The organism is Paracandidimonas lactea (assembly GCF_021653995.1).
GTDB lineage: Bacteria > Pseudomonadota > Gammaproteobacteria > Burkholderiales > Burkholderiaceae_B > Allopusillimonas > Allopusillimonas lactea.
Genome location: NZ_JAJJOZ010000003.1, coordinates 103248 through 126536 on the forward strand (window position 1 = coordinate 103248; position 23289 = coordinate 126536).

A 23289-nucleotide genomic window follows, 5' to 3' on the forward strand; every position below is an offset into this window, starting at 1 on the left:
ATTAACGTTCGCTGCGCCGCTCCTCAGCCACCATGGCCCGCCTTCCCCGCCTATACGTACCCGACACCCCGCAACTGGCGCAGGCCGAGTTCCTGCGGCCGCTGGCTGGCCCGGCCGAGCCTACACCTGCCGCCGCGCTGGATCAGCTGCTGGCCTGGCTGCGCGATGAAGCACGTGCCAACGGCGTCCCGCTGCACGGCTGGCTGCTGCTGAACGACCGCATCACCGTGCTGGCCACCCCGCGCGATGCGCGGGCGATTTCACGGCTCATCCAGGGCCTGGGCCGCCGCATGGCCGCCGGCATGCGCCATGGCCGCGTGTTCAAAGGCCGCTACCGCAGCGCCCTGATCCAGCCGGGGGCGTGGCTGCTGCCCGCCCTGGTGTGGCTTGAATCCCTGCCCGTACAGGGGCATTACGTTGACACCGCCACCCGCTGGCCCTGGTCGTCTGCCGCCCCACACGCTGGCCTGGCCTCGCCGGCTGCAGACCTCGCCACCGACCACGCCGACTACTGGCAGCTCGGCAACACCCCTTTCGCCCGCCAGGCCGCCTACAGCGCCCTGCTGGAGCGCGGCCTGAGCCAGGCCACCCGACAGCGCATCGAGCGGGCCTTGTTCGGGCAATGGGCATTGGGGGAAGAGCGCTTCATGCAAAGCATAGGGGCAAAGGCCAGCCGAAGGGTGGCGCCGGCGGCGCGGGGGCGGCCGAGGAAGGCGGCTGCTTCATCCGACGCCTGAAGTGTCCGTTGCCGGGCCCGGCTTCGCCGCGTCGTGTTACAGAAAGTCAGTGCGTGGCCAGCAGGCTTGCCTTTAAAAAGCACCGCCTCCAATACAGCCAGCTCGTGTGCTGGCGCGCGTAACGCAGGCCAAAAAACCCCCAGCGTGTCCCCTGGATCGATACACGCCACGCGCCCAGAGCCAGCCATGGGCGAAGCAGTTTGATGCAAAAACCGAGCCCAGCCCTACATCTGCCAAACAAAACAGCGATAATCACCTCGCCAGCATGCCCAGCACATATCCATATGTGGCACCGCGGGGCGCCAAACTTGCGCACACCCGCCGCGTGCGGCCAAGCAACCTCTGCCTATAATTATTATTTTCCGTAAGTTTTGTATCGCCATATGAAAAGCCAGCCGCTACCGCTATTGACCATTGCATCAACAGGCGGTGCCGCGCTCTTCTTCGCCTCCATCATGGCGGCATCGCAAGCCTATGCCCTCGGCGCCGCCATCCTGCTGCTGGGCGGCCTTGCCTGTCTGGCGCGCATCCCCGCCGCGCGCCTGCGCCGGCAAGACACCATCCTCATCACCCTGTTGTGCGCCATGTTCGGCGTCGGCCTGTTCAGCTACCTGTACCACCGCGATATCCCCCGGGTGCTGGATTTACCCAGCCGGTACCTGCTGAGCGTACCCGTGTTGCTGCTAATGCTGGCCTACCCGCCACGCCGCGCCTGGGTATGGGCCGGCATCATCGCCGGCAGCGCCCTTGCCGCCGGCATCGCGGCCTGGCAGCTACAGGTACTGGATACAGGCCGCGCCATGGGCGTCACCGGTGTCATCCAATTTGGCAACATGGGCCTGATGCTGGGCACCTTCTGCGTGGCCGCCCTGGCTGAAGTGGGCAGCTACCCGCGCGCCACCCTGTGGCGCATCGCCTGTGCCATCGGCGCCCTGTGCGGCGTGTACACCTCGCTGGCATCCGCCAGCCGCGGCGGCTGGCTCGCCGTACCTTTCATCCTCATCATCTTCGCCCTGGCCTTCATCAACCGCCGCAACATCAAATACGCGGCCGGCGTAGCCGGGGTCGTCATCGTCGCCCTCGTCATCGCCGCGTTCAGCATCCCCACCATCGAAGAGCGCTACGACCAGGCCGTCTCCGACATCACCCTGTACGAAGCCGGCCAGCCCAACACATCCCTGGGCCTGCGTTTCGACATGTACAAATCCCTGTCCGCCATCATCCCGCAAAAACCCTGGCTGGGCTGGAGCACGGCCGACTACGCAGCGGAACAGCACCGCCTGGTAGAAGAAAAATTCGTATCCCCCGTCATCCTGGACATGGCCAACACCCACAATACATTCCTGGAGCTATGGGTCTTCCAGGGCATATTCGCCGTTGTCATCTTGCTGGCCCTGCTGTGCTGGGCGCTGTACCAGTTTGTGCGCCTGCTGCGGCACAGCGACGCCCGAGTGCAAGTGCCAGCAATATGCGGCGCGTCGTTGGTGGTGGGCTACACCATTTTCAGCCAGTCGCAGGTCATGCTGGGGCGCAATAACACCTTGATGTTTTTTTTGATTGCGTTGGCGGTGATGTGGGCCTGGTGCCGCCCGTCGCAGGCTGACGCCGTCAGCCTGCCGCAGCGCGATTCTTGAACTGAAAAAACGCAGCCGCCTTTTCATCTACAAACGCTTTTAGCTCCGCGCGAAACCGCTCGGGTGAGAAGCGCAGGGCGTGCGCCCGGATAGCGACAGGGTCGCTTTCAAATGCCGCTTCGAAGCGCTCAACCGCAGCCTGGATCGCGGCTTCGCTTTGTTCCTCGAAAAACACCCCCGTTTTCCCATCCACAACCGTTTCGCGGGCGCCGCCCTTGCCAAATGCAATCACGGGTGTGCCGCAGGCCTGCGCCTCGATCGGAATGATCCCAAAATCTTCTTCCGCCGCAAACACAAATGCCCGAGCGCGCTGCATATGGTCGCGCAGCACTTCAAAGGGTTGATAACCCATTACCGTCACATTGGGCCCCGCGTCGCGCAATACCTTCTCATACTGAGGGCCATCGCCAATCACAACCAGTTTGCGATCTGGCATTCGAGAAAAAGCACGTACGATCAGGTCTATTTTCTTGTATGGCACCATCCGCGAGCCGGTAAGATAGAAATCTTCTTTTTGCGGCTGCAGGGTGAAATCATCGACAGCAACGTTTGGGTAAATTGTTGTGGCAGAGCGACGGTACGCCTTCAGGATGCGGCGGCCAATATAATCGCTGTCGGCAATGAAATGGTCGACCCCATTGGCGGTGCGCACGTCCCAGTTTCGAATCCGGTGCAAGATCAGCCGCGCCAACCAGCTTTTGGGGCCGCTGACCAAGCCTGATTCGGCCAGATACTGGTGCTGCAAATCCCAGGCGTAACGGATAGGGCTGTAGCAGTAGCAGATATGCAACTGGTCAGGTCCAACCAGCACCCCCTTCGCAACGGCATGGCTGCTGCTTAGGATGATGTCATAGGCAGAAAGATCCAGTTGCTCAATGGCGTAAGGCATTAATGGCAGGTACGAGCGGTATTTTTCCTGCGCTTTCGGCAGCTTTTGTATAAAGCTTGTGGTCGCGCGTTTACCAAGCAGATGTCGCCGGTCGGCATCAGAAAAAAAGTCTACCAACGTGAAAAGATCAGCATCAGGCCACATACGCAGCATCTCAGCCAGCACCCGTTCGGCGCCGCCAAACGTGACCAGCCAGTCGTGCACAATTGCGATTTTCGGGGGCTTTATGGAAGAGGCCTGTTCACTGGTCTGCATAGAATATCAACGGTTGTTCTGCCTTGCGCTGCGACAGTAGCCCATATCAGGCTGCACTGATCGCAGCGGGTAGTATCGCAGAATCAGCCGCGTGCAGGCCGGTGGCATACCTTAACCTCATCTTGTAGGGTTACGTCGTCGTAGCACGCCTTTATGTCTCTGAAACGCAATTCAACCTGGAACCTGGCAGGTGCTGGCCTGCCTCTGCTGATCGGCGCAATTGCCATACCGTACCTTGTCCAGCGTCTAGGGGTAGAGCGATTCGGCATATTGTCACTGGTCTGGTCGCTAATCGGGTACTTCAGCCTGTTTGATTTTGGCATGGGCCGCGCCCTTACTCAGCAGCTTGCCAAGCGTATAGGGACGCCCATGCAAGACGAGATTCCACAGCTAGCCAAGGCAGGTATGGTTTTTATCGGCGCCACTGGCGGGGTTGGGGCGCTATTGCTTGCCGGGCTGTCGGGGCCATTGTCGGCTGATTGGCTCAATATCAGCCCTGGTCTTCAGCAAGAAACCGCGTCCAGTCTGCTGATTGCCGCGCTCGGCATCCCATTTACCACGGCAGCCACCGGGCTGCGCGGTGTTTCCGAAGCGTACGGGGATTTCAAGGCAGTCAGCCTGCTGCGCATGGCCCTGGGTGCTGGCACCTTTGCCTTGCCGGTGATTTGTGTATGGGTAGCCGGCCCGAGCCTGCCGATTATTGTTACTGCATTGGCAGGTGCGCGTGCGGTGGCATGCGTGGCCCAATTCTGGCTGGCTGGCCGGTGTCTGCCAAATCGTTGGTGGCGCGCTACACGCCAGCCAGGTTATCTCAGGCAACTGCTTGCGCAAGGTGCTTGGATGACAGCATCCAACATTATCGGCCCGGTTATCGTCAGCATGGATCGCTTCGTGATCGCGGCCGTGGCCGGCGCATCCGTTGTCGCGTATTACTCAGTACCGGCGGAAGTGATGTTGCGCCTGCTAATTGTGCCGGGGGCGCTAACTACAGCGCTGTTTCCGCAATTGACAACGGTGCTGGCATCCAGCCGCCCCGAAGGCGTTTACCTCTATCACCGCAGTATTCGAGCACTGATACTGATCCTTGCGCCCGTGTGCTTGGTAATGGCGGTATTTTCTTACCCGGCGTTGGCATGGTGGATCAACCCCCTATTCGCCGCCCAAGCCTGGCCAGTAGTCGCTATCTTGAGCCTGGGCATTCTCTGCAATGGCCTCGCCTTTGTTCCGTTTACGGCCATACAGGCTGCCGGCAGCGCGCGGGTTACCGGGATGATAAATATTGCCATGCTGCTGGTGTATATCCCTATTGTGTTTATATTTGTGTCATGGATGGGGATTGTGGGCGCCGCCATTGCATGGCTGATCAGAGCGGCGCTGGATGCGCTATTGCTATTCTGGGCCGCCAGAAAAATCCTTCATATGGCCGTCTGACCACATATGCCTTGCATAGTATGATTCCGCCTGCAAGAAATATGAATGACCGTCAGGTTTATGTTACAAATAGACAGAAGCGAAGATTCAGATTTCCAGCGTAGCGCATACACTGAGACGAAATCTCGATTCTGCAAAAAATCAAAGACTTACTGAAGGTAAACTCCTCATGGCATCCCAATTGATCCCCACCATCCTGTGTGGTGGCGCTGGCTCACGTCTGTGGCCGGTATCGCGCGAGCAGCATCCCAAGCCATTCATCAAGCTGGCAGATGGGCAAAGTCTGCTGCAGAAAGCGTTTGTTCGCGGCGCCAAACTGCCCGGGGTTCAAGAAGTCCTCACGGTGACGAACCGCGAATTGTTCTTCAAAACCGAAGAAGAATTCAGCGACGTCAATAAGGGCGGGGTGGCTGCAAGTTATATTCTGGAGCCGTTTGGCCGCAATACCGCCGCCGCGGTCGCAAGCGCAGCGCTTTATGCCAGCACGCGGCATGGCAACGACGCTATTTTGCTGATCCTGGCGGCAGACCATCTGGTAAAAGACCAAGCGGCATTCCAGCAGGCCGTGCAACGTGCCACGGCATTAGCCGGGCAAGGCAAGCTCGTCACCTTCGGTATCTGCCCAGAGGGCCCCGAAATCGGCTATGGCTATATCGAGGCCGATGGCGAGGCAGTACTGCGCTTTGTGGAAAAACCGTCGCTGGAACGCGCACAAGAGTATGTGGATTCTGGCCGCTATTTCTGGAACTCCGGCATGTTCTGCATGCGGGTGGATACCGTGCTGGATGAGTTTCGCAAACATGCACCCGAGGTGCTGGATGCCGTCCAGGCCTGCTTGGAGCAATCCCGCCAGGCAGACGGCAAAGGCTTTACCCAGGTTTCACTAGACGCACAGACCTTCAATGCCGTGCCCGATATTTCCATTGACTATGCGCTCATGGAAAAATCCAGCAATGTTGCGATGATCTCCTGTGACATGGGGTGGAGCGACATCGGATCTTGGCGCGTGCTTGGCGCCTTGGGCGAGCCTGATGCAAACGGCAACTGCGTTGAGGGCAGCGCACTGCTGCACGACGTGAAGAACTGCTACATCCAAAGCCCTGACAGGCTGGTGGGTGCGGTTGGTGTCGATAACCTTATTATTGTCGACACCCCCGATGCCTTGCTCGTGGCCAACAAAGAGTGCAGCCAGGAAGTCAAGCATATCTATAAAGCGCTCAAAGACGAAGGCAATGAGATCTACAAGCTGCACCGCACCGTGTATCGCCCCTGGGGCAGCTATACCGTGCTGGAAGAAGGCGAGCGCTTCAAGATGAAGCGCCTGGAAGTAAAACCGGGCGGCCGCCTTAGCCTGCAGATGCACCACCACCGCAGTGAACACTGGATTGTGGTAAGCGGCATGGCCAAGGTGGTGAATGGCGAAGCGGAAATGCTGGTGGCCACCAACGAATCCACCTATATCCCCGCCGGCCACAAGCACAGGCTGGAAAACCCGGGTGTTGTACCGCTGGTGTTGATTGAAGTGCAAAGCGGTGAGTATCTGGGAGAGGACGATATTGTGCGGTTTGAAGACGTTTACGGACGTGCTTGATAATGCTCTTCGCGATAAGCAGATCGGTCTGGTCCTATCGTGGGTTTATCCTTGGTAGTGTCAAACGAGAATTCCAAACAAAATATCGGAACTCGTTATTGGGCGCTGCATGGAATATTCTCAATCCCTTAGCAATGATAGTGGTGTATACCGTTATCTTCTCTCAAGTTATGCGAGCAAGATTGCCGGGAATAGATAGTACGTTTGGGTATAGCATTTTTCTTTGCGGAGGGCTTTTGGTTTGGGGGTATTTCTCTGAGATCGTGGGCCGTTCCCAGAACGTCTTTCTGGAAAATGCTAATTTATTGAAAAAGATTAGTTTCCCGAGAATGTGCCTGCCGGTTGTGGTGGTTGCAAATGCGACGCTCAATTTTTGCATAGTGTTCGGGCTGTTCACGATATTTTTAATCTTATCCGGAAATTTCCCTGGCGCGTCATATGTGGGAATTTTGCCTATTGTAGCGGTAATGATTGTGTTTGCTGTAGGGCTCGGTATAACACTTGGGATATTAAATGTGTTCTTTCGTGACGTTGGGCAGTTTTTTGGAATTGTATTGCAATTCTGGTTTTGGTTGACGCCAATCATTTATCATATTGATATTCTGCCAGAGCGCTTACGCCCACTAATGAGCTATAACCCCATGATGGGCGTTGTTGTTTCTGTTCAAAATATTTTGTTAAAAAATATCTGGCCAGAGTGGTCGTCGTTAACATATGTTGGTCTGCTTGGAGCGTTTTTTTGTATTTTGGGGTTGAGGCTTTTTCGCAAGCATGCAGGTGAAATGGTGGATGAGCTTTGATGGGCGCTATTACAATAAATAATCTAGGCAAGGCTTATAAGCAGTACGAAAATAGATGGAGTCGCCTAGCTGAATGGATGATTCCTAGTGGCAGAAAGCGACATGCTTTGCACTGGGTGATAAAAAATGTGAATTTTTCAGTGAAACAAGGAGAGGCAGTCGGGATTATAGGCATTAACGGCGCAGGAAAAAGCACCTTGTTAAAGATGATCACGGGAACTACTCTACCCACTGAAGGCTCGGTTGTGTGTACGGGAAGAGTGGCGGCTATGCTGGAGTTAGGAATGGGCTTTCACCCTGACTTCACCGGTCGACAAAATGTCTTTATGGCCGGACAGCTCTTGGGTCATACCGTCGACCAGATTGCCCAATTAATGCCTAACATTGAAGCATTTGCAGAGATAGGCGATTATATTGATCAGCCTGTACGTGTGTATTCAAGCGGGATGCAAGTGAGGTTGGCTTTTAGCGTTGCGACTGCAATTCGTCCGGATATCTTGATTATCGATGAGGCCTTGTCAGTAGGTGATGCGTATTTTCAACACAAAAGCTTCGATCGAATTAAAAGTTTTGGCCTCGAAGGTACAACTCTATTAATAGTATCACACGATAAAAGCGCAATACAAAGCATTTGTGATAGAGCTATTCTATTGAATGGTGGTCGCGTTGAAATGGAGGGCGAGCCCGAAGCTGTATTTGATTACTACAACGCGCTGATAGCCGGCGGTCATAACGAAATTGTCCGTCGCGAATTGCCAGGTTCAGATACTATTCAGACCATTTCTGGAAATAGGAATGCCGTAGTTGAGGAAATTGAGTTGCTCGACGAGCATAGTAAGCGGGTTGAATTAATTAACGTTGGACAAAGAGTAACGCTTAGATTTATCGTTAAAGTGCAAGCCGATTTACCAGAACTGGTGCTTGGCTACATGATTAAGGATCGCTTGGGACAAGCGGTTTTCGGGACAAATACTTATTATCTGAACAAGAAATTAGAACGCCTCTCTCGAGGGGCACGACTTGAGTATTCTTTTACGTTTTTCGCGAATTTGGGAGCTGGCACCTATTCGGTCGCGTCTGCACTGCATTCTGCCGAAAATCACTTGGTTAATAATTATGAATGGCGTGACCTTGCACTGATATTTCAGGTAGTAAACTTCGATAAAGAGCAGTTTGTAGGCTCGGCATGGTTGCCGCCTATTTTGGAATATACTCACAGACCTAACATGAAGTGTGATTAGGGCTGAATCGCACGCTTTTTTTATTAATTTTTTAAGAGGGTTCATGGAATGGCAACCAAAGTGGCTATCGTAACTGGGATAACTGGCCAAGACGGCGCGTACTTGGCCGAGCTCCTGCTTGCAAAAGGATATGTTGTATATGGTACCTATCGGCGAACCAGTTCGGTCAATTTTTGGCGCATAGAAGAACTCGGAATTGACACGCATCCATCTCTTCATTTGGTGGAGCACGATTTAACGGATCTTTCTGCAAGCATCAGACTCTTACAAAATACGGGTGCGGTGGAGGTATATAACCTCGCTGCTCAGAGTTTTGTTGGAGTTTCCTTTGATCAGCCATTGACGACTGCAGAGATCACCGGATTAGGTGCCACTAATTTGTTGGAGGCAATTAGGATCGTAGATCCCAAGATACGCTTTTATCAAGCATCGACATCGGAAATGTTTGGAAAGGTGCAGGCAATTCCTCAAAACGAGGATACGCCGTTTTATCCAAGAAGCCCTTATGGGGTAGCGAAACTTTACGCGCACTGGATGACCGTGAATTATCGTGAGAGCTATGGAATATTTGGATGTAGCGGCATACTTTTTAACCATGAGTCTCCGCTGCGTGGGCGTGAGTTTGTCACTCGAAAAATTACCGATGCGGTGGCAAAGATAAGGCTCGGTATGCTGGATGTGTTGGAATTGGGAAACCTCGATGCAAAGCGGGATTGGGGTTACGCCAAGGAATATGTTGATGGAATGTGGCGCATGCTGCAGGTGGATGAGCCTGATACATATGTTTTGGCCACCAATCGTACTGTACCGGTGCGCGACTTCGTCGCTATGGCATTTAAGGCTGCTGGATACGAAATACGATTTGAGGGTAAGAATCAGGAAGAGGTCGGTATTGATTCAACTACTGGGCGCCTCTTATTGAAGGTAAATGCAAAATTTTATCGACCAGCAGAGGTCGATCTTTTGATTGGTGATAGCACTAAGGCTAAGCAGAAGTTGGGTTGGGAGCCTACAACTACCCTAGAGCAGTTATGTCAAATGATGGTGGAAGCGGACCTGCGTCGAAATGAACGAGGCGTGTCATTTTAGGCAAGTTTGCACGTATACAAAATAAGGGACTGTAGAATTCTGCGCCGCCCACTGACGGATGTGTGCGGCGCAATTACTTTATCGCGATCAAGGTTAGAGATGGTAGTGGGATTTGGTTCTACAGTTCTCGCAAAGGGTGGGGCGGGCGGTATTCTTGATGGTATTGGGTCGTATACCCAAGAACTAGGTGCGGCGCTTCTAGATATCGATGTCGATATACGCCCGGTCACTTTTGGTGTTGATGCAGGGAATTTAATCTTTGATCGTAGAGTCACATGTCTACCTAATTTTGCGTACGGATTAGGTTTTAGTAGCTTTCTCGGAAGGAGCTTCCCCTCCTCTGGTGACTTATGTAAGAATATTGATATATTTCATGCTACCGACCATCATATTCCTCGCTTGAAGCAGACGCCGGTGGTTGCCACCCTAATGGACGCCATTCCGCTCGCGCACCCAGAATGGGCAAGTCAGCGCTTACGAAGAATCAAAAATTTGTTGTGGAAGCATACCACTACATGGGCTGATAGGGTAGTCACGATATCTGAATACTCGAAATTAGACCTAATTAAATTTTTTGACGTCCCGCCTGATAGGATAAGAGTCGTTCCGCTGGGCGTAGATACGAGATATTTTGAAAAAACAGATGATCAAAGAACCTGTGAATATCTACGGAGCCAAGCAGTGTCCGCGAAAGGATTCTTCTTGTTTATTGGTACGCTGCAACCCCGCAAGAACGTTGACGCAATATTAGACGCATATTGCTTATTGCCTGAAGATATCGCGAGTGATATCCCGTTAGTTATCGTCGGACGTATGGGCTGGGGATGTGAGCAGTTAGTTGATCGCATCAACAGTTTCACTACCATCAAGAATCGGAGAGTTATCTGGCTGAAAGCTGTTTCCGATATCGAGAAGCGGATGCTTTTGAGAAGTGCACTCGCATTGGTTTTTCCATCTTTATATGAAGGGTTTGGCCTGCCTGTCCTTGAGGCATTTGCGAGTGGTTTGCCAGTTATTACTTCTAACTCCACCGCTCTTTACGAGGTGGCGCAGGGTGCGAGCTTATTAGTTTCACCTACTTGTATAGAAGAAATTGCACAAGCTATGAGTAAATTGGTAACCAACGAGCCGTTGCGTGATGAATTACGTGAACTCGGTTTAGAGCGAGCAAAGCAGTATACTTGGGAAAATTGCGCTCGCCTTACGCGCGATACTTACGGCGAGCTTTTGTAATTTTTATAGATAAGACTATCGTAGTAATGTTCAATTTATTAGCAAATATGGAATTTCAGCGCGCGGGGTACGTAAATGCAAGATGAGTTTTATCGTGCGTTTGAGGATAGGTTTCGTGGCAGTCGTGATTTGATTAAGCAGCGTCTTCAAGTTTATTTGCCTTTCGTGCTACCGTTAGCAAAGGTATACCCGGGTACCAGAGCTGTCGATCTTGGGTGTGGACGGGGAGAGTGGCTGGAAGCTTTAGACGATGCGCACATCAGTGCTATAGGAGTTGATCTAGATAACGAAATGCTAGAGGCTTGCCGAGTTAGAGGTTTGAATGTAAAAACAGAGGATGCTGTTACATTTCTGAAAAGCTGCGATGAGAATAGCGCTATTGTCGTATCTGGATTTCATATAGCCGAGCACCTTTCATTTGCAAGTTTGTACAGATTGATAGAAGAGGCGCTGAGGGTGCTGGTGCCTGGAGGAATATTGATCTTAGAAACGCCAAACGCTGAAAATGTCACGGTTGGTACTTCGAGCTTCTATACGGATCCAACACATCAACGCCCGCTGCCTATGGCGTTATTAGCTTTTCTTGTGGAGCACGTCGGATATTCGTTCGTTAAAGTACTTCGACTGCAAGAGGCTTCGGATCTGACTCAAACAACAAGAATTTCCCTAAGCGACGTAATCTACGGTGTGAGCCCCGACTATTCCGTAATTGCACAAAAGAAAGAGAGTGTATATCGGGACGTGTTGCCTTCAGAAAATTTGCGTATAGAATACGGAGTATCACTTGCTCAGCTTACACGGCGTTTTGATGATCAGGCCGCTAAAGATAATGCTTTGATTAATAATGGACTCAAATGCGTTGATGAAAAGATATCTCGTTTCCAGACAGAAATGTCAAATATCTTTGATGATGCACTTCGTTGCTATAACGATATAGTTAGTAATAATGTTGCTCCTCTCAACGATAATGAGAGGAGGAGTGCAGACGAGCCGACCACACTTCTCAACGGTGATAAAAAGCAACAAGCATTGATTAAGTTCTCCGCAGAGCTGGCACTGCTAAGACGAGATTTTGATCGAGTAAAAGCAAGACGCTGGTGTGCACTTAAGATCTGCACCGCCTTGTTAGTATTTGGGTTTCTGATTCTGATTCTGATTCTGTTGCAGATATGAGCTCACCAAAGATACCTAGCGTGGCGCTGGACATGTATGTCTTAGGTCAAGGCATCAAAACCGGCGTATATCGCGTGTGTGACGAGCTATTCCCGAGACTACTTCAGTCTGATGTTCTGAGGCCGGCGTATTTTATCCGGCCTGGATTTGAGGAGCGAATCACGGAGTATGTGAAAAATAAGTGCCTGCCGCAAGATGTGATGCGTGTTCAGGGTTCAGCGTCGAACACAATTGATGCCCTGCTCTCTCCATTTGGGGTTGCTCCGGCTGAATGGACTGATGATTTACGTATAGTCAACGCTCATATTATTTACGATCTTATAGCGATAAATAAGCCTGAATATTTTACTCAGGAAGCGATTGACGAAGTGCATAATATAATTTCGAGCTTAGATCGAGATTCCGTTATTTTCGCCATTTCTGAATATACCAAGAAGGATCTGTTGAGTTATCGGTGGGATTTAAGTCCCGAGCAAGTTACGGTCATACCGCTTGGTGTCGGAGATAGATTTTACCCATGCGACGATCTGGAGGGAAAGCGAACGGTCCGGCAACGCTATAGAATTCCTGAGAATGTACCTTACATATTGAGCTTAGCTACCCTAGAAATTCGAAAGAATCTTGATGGCGTAGTTGCGTCATTCGTCAGATATCTAGATGTAAACCCAGAATCAGATTTGCATCTTGTGCTTTCTGGTATGACGGGCTGGAAGCTCGACTCGCTTGATAAAGCGTTGGCTACTTCGGGGCGTTGGCGACAACGCATCATATTGACGGGATTTGTCGAGGATGAAGATCTAGCTGCGTTATATAGTGAGGCTAGGTGCTTTATTTATCTCTCGCGATATGAAGGTTTTGGTCTACCACCATTAGAAGCTATGGCGTGCGGCACGCCCGTGATCTGTGCTAACAACTCATCTCTACCAGAGGTGGTCGGTGATGCTGGCGTGATGGTTGGAGAAGATGATATTGAAGGAGTGGCCCAAGCAATCCGACGCATATTGTCTTCAGATGCATATCGTCATTTGTTATCAACTAAGGGGATCGAACGTGCACGTCTGTTCGATTGGGATAGCTGTGCACGGATAGTTCGAGACAAACTGATTGACGCAATCGATGCGAAGCGATCTCCGCTGCGGGAGAATATTAGTGTCAGGCAAGCGAGTTTCTTGGGATACGATAACGGGAGTAAAGGACCAATCTTTCAGTTTTCTAATCTTGAGCAACAAGAAAATCAACGGCTACTATGGCCAAACTGGACAGATCGATTGCCTCCGAGCCCATCGCCCGAAAGGCTGGAAGGTGGCTTGCGATGTGTCGGCCAGTTTAAGTTTGATACACCAGAAAAGCCGTTGATATCTTACGTGACCGTCGTTCGTAATAATGCCTCAACACTTGAGAGAACAATAACTAGTGTTCAATCGCAGACCTACACTAATATAGAACATATTGTTTTAGACGGCGCGTCAAGTGATGGGACTATTGAGGTTATAGAGCGCTATCGCGACAAGCTGGATTACTATGTATCTGAGCCGGACAACGGCTTGTACGACGCACTAAACAAGGCCATTCCACTTGCACGTGGGCGGCTTATATGTGTCCTTAATTCTGATGATTGGTTGGAACCGGACGCCGCTGAGATAGTGGTAAGTCATATGCGGAATGAAATGGGATCTGCTCTACTACTTTCCGGAGCGCGAGTTTTGGACGGGTCTATTGTTCATGAGTGGATGCCCGCATTTGTGCATCCGGGCTCTTATTTTATGTGTGCTAACGATTGCCACAATGCAATATATGCTACTAGGAAGGCTTATGAAGAATCAGGGCCATATGATGCAGGTTATAAGATAGCGGCAGACTTTAAATGGATAATGGGCTGTTTAGTAAAAGGGGTCAATTTCATTTATACCACCGAATCTACCGTTAATTATTCGCTTGGAGGCACATCCAGTGATCAAAGAAAACATGGCTTGGAATGCATGAGAGTTGTTCATGATCGTTTTCCATTCTTATCGTTGACCGAAATAAAAGGTTTATTTTATTGTTTTTTTGTTTTCAGAAATTCGGTCGCTTTGATTGAAGAAACGAGGCCGATGAACTGCGCCGCATTTATTAGGCAGTTATTCGTACGGCACGTAAATCAGCCTGATTTCTTAGCTGCGCTATCTTGGGCCTCTATAGTAACGATGGATCATGCATCGGATCGGATAAGCGTTGTATACGATAGCGAGCAGCCCTCATTTGTTAAGGCGGTACAGCGGCGATTAATCCATTATCCAAGGCTTTATGGTATATCCAAGCGTCTTTACATGCGAATAAAGAGAGGCTGAGGGGAATGGCTAGAATTGCATACGTGGATCATTCTTTTCATCGTCAAACTCTGTCGACCGGGTTTTTGCTTGATATATTGCAACGTAACGGCCATATCGTAGATTATTTTTGGGATGACGGTTGGATGGGCGGACAGCGCGTTCAATGGGATAGCGTGAAAAATTATGATGTCGTAATAATGTTTCAGGCTTTCTGCCCTATCGATAAACGATATTATAGAACGTTGCACCCGAATGTGATCTTCATTCCAATGCTAGATCAGTTTGGTGTTTGGCAAGGGCCATTGTTTAATTTGAGGGATTTTTGGGAGCCCTTCCAAGGTAGCAAGATATTAAGTTTTTCCAATGCGGTTCATGGAATGGTTATGGGCTTTGGCATTAAAAGTCACTTTTTGCGATATTATCAATCAATCCCAAAAAATTGTGCAATACCAACAAGTGGTTTACACGGTTTCTTCTGGCTTAGGCGTGAACAAGAGATTTCTTGGGTGATAATTAGAAAGTTAATATCTGATTTCAAGTTTGATAGCTTTCATATACATCTTGCTAATGACCCCGGTACATCAAATCCCTCATTGCCGAGTCCAGAAGATATATCGAAGCACAACATAACAACTTCTACTTGGTTTGATAATAAACAAGACTTTGTCGATGTATTAGAGAGGGCGAACGTTTTCTTTGCTCCGAGAATGGAAGAGGGAATAGGACAGTCATTCTTGGAGGCAATGGCAAGAGGGCAGTGCGTTGTTGCCCCCAATCAGGGAACAATGAATGAATATATTATCCCAGGGTTGAATGGACTGTTATATGATGCTAATAATCCAACTGCTTTGGATTTTAGCGACGCAATAAAGCTCGGGAATGTAGCTCAAATGGGTGTTATTCAAGGCCGTCGTTTTTGGGAGCGTAGCGAAGCACAGCTTGTTGACTATATACTCACTCCGAGTGCGGATTTTTACTCCGGAAAATATCAACACAATCTCAACTCGGTGCGCGTAGATCGATCTGTCATGTTCAAATTAAGGTACCTCTGCTGGAGGTTTCCGATATTGCGCCATGCCCGACCGTTATGGATTTCGGTCAAGAAGTGGAAATCCATTCTTATCGCACCAAAGCGCTGAGGTCATGTTCTGTATAATTGCGCTCAAATTTAACGAAAGGATAGTTGGATGAAGAAAGTATTTATCGCCGGCCATAGGGGGTTAGTGGGTACAGCAACCGTGGATGCATTGTCGAAGGCACCTAGAAATTACGAACTCGTAACCGCCTCGCACGCTCAGTTGGATCTAGAAGATCGTGCTAGAACTAGAAATTTTATCCTGGAGAGTAAGCCGGATTATATTGTTATGTGCGCGGCGAAAGTGGGTGGGATTTTGGCTAATGCTACATTGCCAGTTGATTTCTTGCATAGCAACTTGCGCATTCAGCTGAATGTCTTTGATGCTGCATTTGAAGCGGGTGTGCAGCGAATGATATTCTTAGGTTCTTCTTGCATCTATCCTCGTGAATGTCCGCAACCAATCAAAGAAGAGTATCTACTTACGGGTCCTTTGGAGGCGACGAATCGACCTTATGCGTTAGCGAAGATTGCGGGTGTAGAATCATGCTGGTCTTTTAACAGGCAGTTTGGAACACAATATTTAGCATTGATGCCAACCAATATGTACGGCCCAGGCGATAATTATCACGCTGAGCATTCTCACGTATTACCTGCCTTGATACGTCGATTCCATGAGGCAAAGGTAAACGACGAGCCATCAGTTGTTGTTTGGGGGTCAGGTAATCCACGGAGAGAATTTATGTATTCTTCCGATTTGGGCAAGGCGATAAGGTTTTTATTGGAGCTGCCCAATGCTGACTTCAGTAAATTAACTCATCCAGATGTTGCCCCGTTGTTGAATGTCGGTGTTGGAAAAGATATCACCATTGGTGAGCTTGCGCTGTATGTTAAAGAAACTGTCGGATACAGGGGGGAGTTAACATTGGATCGCACCAAACCAGATGGCACACCGAGGAAACTTCTTGATGTAACGAATTTGAATAATCTCGGCTGGAATGCGGAAACGGATTTACTCGAAGGATTAAGACTAGCGTATGCGGATTTTTTAGAGAATCATGCCACCGCAAAGCATTGATGCAATTGAATACTCTACTTAAATTTATTTGCTTAACCTAATGTTTTCGATAATTGCTATGAAATTCTGTATGAAAAATGCATCGAATTAGAATAATGAAAGGTGACATTCGATGAATGTGGCGCAGAGAGTGGTATTGATCACAGGGATCCATGGGTTTACTGGCCGCTATATGGCTGCAGAAATGAAATCAAATGGGTACCGAGTAGTCGGTATTGGCTCGCGTCCCAACAGAGATGTGGATTATTATCAGGCAGACTTAACTGATCGTGCCCGAGTTTATGAGGTTTTGGAGGCGATCAGGCCTAACGTGATAATACATCTCGCGGCCGTTGCTTTTGTTGCCCACGGGGATGCGGATGCCTTCTATCGTGTGAATTTATTGGGAACTAGAAATCTTCTGGAGGCGGCTGCGGAGATCAAGCCGCCAGAGGCTATATTGCTCGCCAGTAGTGCGAATGTATATGGGAACGCATCTATTGGTGTATTGAGGGAGGATACTCGGCCTGATCCTGCAAATGATTATGCAGTTAGTAAACTTTCAATGGAGTTTATGGCTAGGTTATGGATGGAAAAATTACCCATAGTCATTGCTCGTCCATTTAATTATACGGGTGTCGGACAAGCTGATAATTTCTTATTGCCTAAGATAGTAGCACATTACCGTTCTAATGCAAGGCAGATCGAATTAGGTAATATCGATGTATGGCGTGACTTCAGTGACGTCCGAGCTATGGTGGAAGCTTATCGAAGACTGTGTGAAGTAGATACTGCAGGGAAGGTTGTGAATGTATGCTCCGGCAGCGCTCACTCTGTTCGTGAAATTCTTGATATGTGTGCAAAAATTACCGGCCGAGCTTTGCCAATAGCTATTAATGATGAATACGTTCGACCCAACGAAGTAAAGAAACTATGGGGCGACTCAAGCCTTTTGAGAAGTTTGATTGGGGATTGGCGAACTCCGAAGTTGATTGAAACTCTGAACTGGATGTTAACGAGTTAAGATATATTACGTTAGATGGTAAAAATGGTTTAATGCAGTCTGGCTTTTAAATAATAGTTTTTGTTCAGCGACAATTAACTAGTCCGGTCGTGTTGCCTCATCTGAGAATGTTACCCGCGATTGGTCGTCGTTTGTTGCTGCCTTAACCCTGAGGAGGCCGCCATGGCGGCCTCCTCAGGGTTAAACGTGCTCTGAAGGTGCCCCAGCACCAGGGCGTTAGCCCGCATTGCCCGCCAGTCCTTTATTCGGCGCTGCAGGGTGCGCAGTTGCGTTGTACCAACGTAGACGTCAGGCATTGTTGCCGCCAATCGTTCCATCAAATCTCTCGCGTTGGCTGTAGGCTCGCTCTCTAGCCAGTATTCGATAAGCGGCCATACTTGCTCGAACGGATCGGTACGGGTCCTCCACCAATGACGGGCGCCGGCTTGCTTGCGATGCGTAGGCCTTACCTCACCATTCTGCCACGCCCTCGTTAGGCTTTCCAAAAAAGTGGCTATCGGCGCCTCGGGTGGACATGCATCGGCCACGCCGTGTGCCGCGAAATCGGCCAACGCACGCTGCGCGGCTCGGATAACCTAGGCATCGGATCGTGTGAATTAGGCTATGCCCTTGCTCAGCGTAGTGATCCACCGCCCGGTGTTTCTGTTCATCGGTGTACCGGTTTTCCCGTTGATAGCCTCTGCGAAGATCTCGATTCTGTTCGAACTCCGCACACCAGGCCTTGAGTGAATTCTTGTTGGGATACCCCAGTTGGCGCAACGTGGCATTTATCCGACGGCCGGGCTTCAGATACAGCCTCACGGCGCGCAGACGGTTTTCGTATGAATACATGAACCACTCCAAAGTAGTCCAAGTTTTTGTCCGCACCCCCCTGAGCAGAAAATCAGTGGGTCATTACACGCGGGCGCTCAAGATGGGTTTACCGGACGCATACATTGGACCAGCGCCGACTCGCCACCCATCGACCTCTTCGCTCTGCGGCACCCCATACTACTGCGCACAGCTAATTTTTATCGAATGAAATGCCAATGCCAGAATCCTAGGGTCACCATTTCCTGGAACACGAGCTGTAGGCAATAAAAATTCAAGCTTCACCCGACCATCGTGTATCACAGAGAATGGGAGAGAAACCAATCTAGAAAACGGCCCTTCAATTTCAGCACCCAAAACCGTAATGCCATTTACCAAAACCTCAACAAACTGCTTTCCAAGTGTAGATCCTCTAATTGTGAGGAATGGAGAGCATCTCACAGTTTCATCTATCCCAAAAACCAAAACCGATTTTTTACCATCAGTCCAGCGATGCGTTGGTTCTACATGAGACCAACCGTTCCGAAAAAAAATATCAGCCGCGGCATGATTGTATTCAACACCTAGCTCGATGCGAGGAAGATCAGTTATTTCTTTAAAATGGCAAAGATAAGGATTCCACAGGGTATTAGTTGTTATTTCTACGCACTCGTAATATTGATCCGGAAAATCACTATCTAGATACCCGCTTCGCGCTCTTGGATCAAATCTCGAATATTGAAGAAAGTAGACTTTTTCGAAATCATTAATATTAAATCCATTGGGATCGACAGAGTAGTCTGAGTCAATAGTACTCTTCCCACGCTCTCCGTCCCACCACTGCTGAGAATACAAATTGGCAAACTTTATCCCAGCTTCGTCTAGCTCGGGAGCAAGATAGGAAACGCGTTGATCAGCAAATAAAACAAGAGAATTCTTGTCGGCAGATACCAGATCTACAATATTGCTAGTTGCGAAATTTTCGCTCCAGGGTCGACGCCCCCAATCCGGATAATAGGTAACATGCCATAGGAATGGCAAAGCCATAACCGCCACAAGTAAAGGCATTTTTTCAGAGGCCCGCTGAAAAATACAACTAAGCCCGACGACTAACAAAACCCCAGATAGCGCCTCAAGGACAATAAGATATCGATAGATTCTAAAAGCTACAATCCAAGCCAAAAACGAAAAAACAAAAAAAACAACTAGGGCGAGCTTCTGCCGGTCAATCTTTTTAGATATAAAAAAATCAATATTGATAAGCAAGATGCCCAAATAGGCAAGAAGCAACCGCCCATCACGTACCGTAGAGGCCTCTGAAAAATCTCCGGATGACAACCAAACAACGGGAAGAGATAAATAGTATAAAATTTTCGAAGGTTCGAACTTCGAAAAAGATTTCCAGCCTTCAGCGTAGTACGGTGAGTTGAAAATATTATTCGCCAATGGAAAAACGGGGTTTTCCGTCAAACTCCAACGCAAATATATGAAATATCCATCCGCCAGGAGGAAGCCCAATCCTATGCCGACTAAAAAAAATAAGACGGGCTTTAGTCTGAAGGAAGAAATGATACAAGCAAAAAAAGCACCTACTATGTAATGAGCAGCTGTAAGCTTAAGGCCTGCTGCGACACCAAATGAAATGCCCGCAAACAAAAACAAGAGAAGGGCTTCTTGCTTAATACCCCTAAGTAATGCGTAAAGTCCAATCAGAACTGGAACAGCCACTATGTTCTCATTGGTCCACGACCCAAAAAGAGATATTGTCATCGCGCCGGTAATGCCCACGACGCAACCAATCACAGCCAACGGAGAAAGTTTTGCGTTTTGAGAAATCAGCTCATTGATAACTTTAAAAATTACATATGCAAAGACAAGATAGAATACCGAGTGAAAGGCTGCGCCGAGATATGGGTGAGCCGAAAATAATAAATAATTCACCCCATCTATCAATGGGTTTAAATAGGAATGATATTGAGCTGCAGCGCCGAATTCACCATACCTCAATTCCAACTGCGACCAGCCTAGAAAAACGTGATAGTTGGCAGTATCCCAAAAACTATCCATACCCAGCTTCGCGTGCAAAAATGCTGAAAAAATCAAAATACACGCAGAAAAAGTTGACCAGAGTAATACCCTGCTATTCGATTGGAAAAACCTATGCATCAACATCAAACCTACCAAAACATGCATTCAACAAGGTAATCAAAACAGCAAGATTCCCTTTAAATACACTGATTTTTGTTGGCACACTACCTTCTGGATATCGTCTGATGGTCGGAATCTCTTTACATACATATCCAAGCTTGGGCACTCGATACGACAAGTATGCAAGAAGTTCATAAGTCACAAAAACATCTCGAAAAGTGGCAATTTTGGGATCTAGCAGCATCCTGCGACTGTAGGCCCTAAACCCTTGCGTGGTATCTGTCCATTTAAACCCAGATGCCAGACTTAAGCATGGTGCATGGATATACCTGATCGCGAAGTCTCGTGACTTTGGCGTGTTCACAGCCACGCCTCCCGGCAGAAAACGCGAGGCCTGAACAAAATCAACCCCGTCCTCTAGTGCCTCGATGAATCGCGGTATCGCTTCAGGGTCATCCTTATCATTTCCATCGATGGTGACAATGCCCTCGTATCCTTGATCGAGGGCAAAAGCATAGGCACATCTAAGCTGGGCGCTCAGCTTTCCCGGGCCTTTCTTGACAACAAGCCCCCTGACACCTACTCGCCTCAGGGCATCCAGCTCTAAGGAGCCATCTGTACTGCCGCCATCGACAATGATGATGTCTGCAATCGCAGGAATCTGGATAGCTTCCATCCGTTCAAGCAAACTTTTTATACGTTCGCTCTCGTTAATCACAGGGATCACAACGCAGTAAGGATGTTGCTTGCCCAACCACAGCGGTGTCTCCATGGCGGGTACTTGCCACTTTGCCCGCTCTTTCGGAGAAATATCTTGTGTCGTATTCATTTGTTTATGCAACCCGAGCTGTGATAAGCGCCACGCCTGCAATCACGAGCAAGATGCCGGCACCTGTGGTCCAGTGAAAGGGTTCACGGAAGATCAAAACTGAAAAGAGTGCGACCGTTGCTACCGCCCCGGAAGTCAGTACCGGGTGGGCAACATTCAAGGGCAACCTGGCCAGTGCAGCGGCATAGAGCAGGAAAGCCCCACCGTATAGACCTAAGCCGAGCCAGAAGGGCCAGTTGCTAAAGGCTGCCAACGGATCTGCAAGGGAGGGGAACCTCCTCGGGGGCATCATGGCCATCTTGACCAGTACGCTGGCAGATGCGTTTGCGGCGATACCAAGCACCAAGATCAACCATTTCATCTGGCCACCCCGTGTTTAGTCCGGTAGCACTCTACGGCACAAACCAGCGCCCGTTCAATCGACTGGAGGTGAGGTTCTTCCTTTGTGGCGACCATCTCTATCGAAACTAGGTGTTCTGGAAGGTGTTGACTCAGGGCCTTGTGCATCAACTGATGATCAGTCCCGCCATCACCCAAAGGCACCAGATCCGGCTCACTCGCATGAACGTGCCCGATAAGTCTGGAACTGCACTCCAGCACAGCTTCGGGAGATTCTCCATTGATCGTTAAGGCCCCAGTATCAAACTGCATCCGAATAGCCTCGTGACCAACCGCTGCGACGACATGGGCTGTCTCTTCGCTGGTGGTCATGAAGTTCGCCCCATATTGGGTTGGATTGGGCTCCAGGCACACGATAACGTCATGTTCCTGTGCAACATCACCAAGACGTCGAAAAAAGCTAACCGCCTGCTCGAGTGCTTGTGCGTCACTCAAGCCTGAGCGGTCACGATTCTTGGGTGAGCCAAATACCAATCGCGTTGCACCCAGGCCGGCACCGATGCGACACACCGCTCGCAGATGCTCCAGCATCGCCTGTTGGCTCTTGCTATCACCAAATACATTTAGTCCTGTCGTACCAAACAGTAAGGCTTGCATGCCAGTGATCTCGATGTCGTGACCTGCCCACCATCGTCTGACATTTGCGATGTCCTCATCTTTAGCACTGGCAAGGTCAGGAAAGTACTTGCCGGGCGCTACATCAATGGCATCAACGCCGAACTTGCCCAGTAGCTTTGCGACGGAAGTATCCTCTGCGATGTCCCAGGCAATGTTTGAAATCGCTAGCCTCACGATGCCGCTCCGTTTTCATTCTTCTGGGTCATGGGTTCGGACTGGGCATAGGCTCTAATCGCCTGAATGGTTTCGCGGGCACTGTACTGATACTGACCAAGCGAACCGAAGATTTGCGCGTGCCGCGTTTGCATGTCGTAACGAGCGGGCGGGTTTCCCAGTGTCTGAATAAACGGTCTTCCGAAGCCCTGCAGCGAGACATCCGCAACGCTGATCGGTTCGGCTGTCAGGTGGACCAGTGATAGGCCAGCCTCCAGTGCCCTTTGGATGTCGTACCAAAGGTTGATCATGGGATAAAACTGGAAAATGCCTCGACTCTCAATAGCGTGAAGATTGTTGTTATTAAGAAAGTCAAAAATCACGTTCTTGCGTAAGCCAGGCCCAACCAAGCCAGGCAGCCGAACAATCAAATAACTGGGGAAATACTGCTCGACAAACTTTTCCAGCAGTCGGCGATGAAGTCCGTAGGCATGCAAGCCTGACCCATCAACCGGCGTAGATTCATCAACGCCAATCGGCTCCTTGAATACATCGACAGTGCTGATCAATATGAATGTTTTGCACTTGATAGTTCGAAGGTGATCGATCAGAGAGTCGATTTTTTTTCGATCATTTGCCGGATCACGATTGGCAATCCACTTCTGCGCCGGTGCGCCGGCACACACCACTACATCGAATTCACCATTCTCAATTTCGTGGATATTTGTCGAACGGAAAAGCGCAGAAAAATGTGCCTGCTTAAGGAGCGTGCTTCCAACAAAACCAGAGAATCCAATCAGCGCGTTTTCCAT

General features: G+C 49.7%; 19 protein-coding genes and 2 pseudogenes. 13 read left to right on the plus strand and 8 right to left on the minus strand.

Features of this window, described 5'->3' with window-relative positions; genetic code table 11:
* Positions 1-32: 32 nt before the first annotated feature.
* Both LOL23_RS07340 and LOL23_RS07345 read left to right on the plus strand, forming a co-directional pair.
* Positions 33-737, plus strand: coding sequence for a hypothetical protein (locus LOL23_RS07340; RefSeq protein ID WP_237173379.1), 705 nt, complete (start codon positions 33-35; stop codon positions 735-737).
* A gap of 383 nt (positions 738-1120) precedes the next feature.
* Positions 1121-2371: an O-antigen ligase family protein gene (locus LOL23_RS07345; RefSeq protein ID WP_237173380.1), complete on the plus strand. Its 1251-nt coding sequence runs from the start codon at positions 1121-1123 to the stop codon at positions 2369-2371.
* A 25-nt stretch (positions 2372-2396) separates the two neighbouring features.
* On the opposite strand, the pseudogene LOL23_RS07350 reads toward LOL23_RS07345, so the two are convergent.
* A pseudogene (locus LOL23_RS07350) lies at positions 2397-3485 on the minus strand (glycosyltransferase family 4 protein); the annotation flags it as partial.
* Between the two features lie 183 nt (positions 3486-3668).
* On the opposite strand from LOL23_RS07350, the gene LOL23_RS07355 reads away from it, so the two are divergent.
* From LOL23_RS07355 to LOL23_RS07405, 11 genes are all read left to right on the plus strand, one after another.
* Positions 3669-4946, plus strand: a complete 1278-nt coding sequence (locus tag LOL23_RS07355) for a flippase (RefSeq protein WP_237173381.1) — start codon at positions 3669-3671, stop codon at positions 4944-4946.
* A 169-nt stretch (positions 4947-5115) separates the two neighbouring features.
* Entirely contained in the window at positions 5116-6537 is a 1422-nt protein-coding gene (locus LOL23_RS07360; protein ID WP_237173382.1) for a mannose-1-phosphate guanylyltransferase/mannose-6-phosphate isomerase, read from the plus strand.
* 2 nt (positions 6538-6539) lie between these two features.
* Positions 6540-7337: an ABC transporter permease gene (locus LOL23_RS07365; protein ID WP_237173383.1), complete on the plus strand. Its 798-nt coding sequence runs from the start codon at positions 6540-6542 to the stop codon at positions 7335-7337.
* Entirely contained in the window at positions 7337-8578 is a 1242-nt protein-coding gene (locus LOL23_RS07370) for an ABC transporter ATP-binding protein (protein ID WP_237173384.1), read from the plus strand. Before LOL23_RS07365 ends, LOL23_RS07370 begins: the two co-directional genes overlap by 1 nt.
* A gap of 48 nt (positions 8579-8626) precedes the next feature.
* A complete protein-coding gene (gmd, locus tag LOL23_RS07375) occupies positions 8627-9667 on the plus strand; it encodes a GDP-mannose 4,6-dehydratase (protein ID WP_237173385.1) in 1041 nt (346 codons plus the stop codon).
* 99 nt (positions 9668-9766) lie between these two features.
* A complete protein-coding gene (locus LOL23_RS07380) occupies positions 9767-10900 on the plus strand; it encodes a glycosyltransferase family 4 protein (protein WP_255772724.1) in 1134 nt (377 codons plus the stop codon).
* A gap of 75 nt (positions 10901-10975) precedes the next feature.
* Positions 10976-12073 carry a class I SAM-dependent methyltransferase gene (locus LOL23_RS07385; protein ID WP_237173387.1) on the plus strand — a complete coding sequence of 366 codons (1098 nt, stop codon included), beginning with the start codon at positions 10976-10978 and terminating at the stop codon, positions 12071-12073.
* A gap of 20 nt (positions 12074-12093) precedes the next feature.
* The gene (locus LOL23_RS07390) at positions 12094-14403 is read left to right on the plus strand and encodes a glycosyltransferase (RefSeq protein ID WP_237173388.1); all 2310 of its coding nucleotides are present in this window, start codon (positions 12094-12096) and stop codon (positions 14401-14403) included.
* 5 nt (positions 14404-14408) lie between these two features.
* Positions 14409-15524 (plus strand): glycosyltransferase, encoded by a 1116-nt coding sequence (locus LOL23_RS07395; protein ID WP_237173389.1) that lies wholly within the window; start codon positions 14409-14411, stop codon positions 15522-15524.
* 48 nt (positions 15525-15572) lie between these two features.
* Complete coding sequence (locus LOL23_RS07400) at positions 15573-16538, plus strand: GDP-L-fucose synthase family protein (protein ID WP_237173390.1); 966 nt, start codon at positions 15573-15575, stop codon at positions 16536-16538.
* Positions 16539-16650: 112 nt separating this feature from the next.
* Positions 16651-17541 carry a GDP-mannose 4,6-dehydratase gene (locus tag LOL23_RS07405; protein WP_237173391.1) on the plus strand — a complete coding sequence of 297 codons (891 nt, stop codon included), beginning with the start codon at positions 16651-16653 and terminating at the stop codon, positions 17539-17541.
* 110 nt (positions 17542-17651) lie between these two features.
* Here the strand turns inward: LOL23_RS07405 and LOL23_RS19185 are convergent, their stop codons facing one another.
* The 7 genes and pseudogenes from LOL23_RS19185 to LOL23_RS07435 all read right to left on the minus strand — a co-directional run bounded on the left by LOL23_RS19185 (position 17652) and on the right by LOL23_RS07435 (position 23289).
* Positions 17652-18068, minus strand: coding sequence for a hypothetical protein (locus LOL23_RS19185; protein ID WP_500797215.1), 417 nt, complete (start codon positions 18066-18068; stop codon positions 17652-17654).
* A 19-nt stretch (positions 18069-18087) separates the two neighbouring features.
* A pseudogene (locus LOL23_RS07410) lies at positions 18088-18372 on the minus strand (IS3 family transposase); the annotation flags it as partial.
* A 159-nt stretch (positions 18373-18531) separates the two neighbouring features.
* Positions 18532-20397: a hypothetical protein gene (locus LOL23_RS07415; RefSeq protein WP_237173392.1), complete on the minus strand. Its 1866-nt coding sequence runs from the start codon at positions 20395-20397 to the stop codon at positions 18532-18534.
* A 91-nt stretch (positions 20398-20488) separates the two neighbouring features.
* The gene (locus LOL23_RS07420) at positions 20489-21307 is read right to left on the minus strand and encodes a glycosyltransferase family 2 protein (RefSeq protein ID WP_237173393.1); all 819 of its coding nucleotides are present in this window, start codon (positions 21305-21307) and stop codon (positions 20489-20491) included.
* Positions 21308-21311: 4 nt separating this feature from the next.
* Positions 21312-21668, minus strand: coding sequence for an EamA family transporter (locus tag LOL23_RS07425; protein WP_237173394.1), 357 nt, complete (start codon positions 21666-21668; stop codon positions 21312-21314).
* Positions 21665-22498: a sugar phosphate isomerase/epimerase family protein gene (locus LOL23_RS07430; protein WP_237173395.1), complete on the minus strand. Its 834-nt coding sequence runs from the start codon at positions 22496-22498 to the stop codon at positions 21665-21667. The genes LOL23_RS07425 and LOL23_RS07430 overlap by 4 nt, the downstream gene beginning before the upstream one ends.
* The gene (locus LOL23_RS07435; RefSeq protein ID WP_237173396.1) at positions 22495-23289 is read right to left on the minus strand and encodes an NAD-dependent epimerase/dehydratase family protein; all 795 of its coding nucleotides are present in this window, start codon (positions 23287-23289) and stop codon (positions 22495-22497) included. The genes LOL23_RS07430 and LOL23_RS07435 overlap by 4 nt, the downstream gene beginning before the upstream one ends.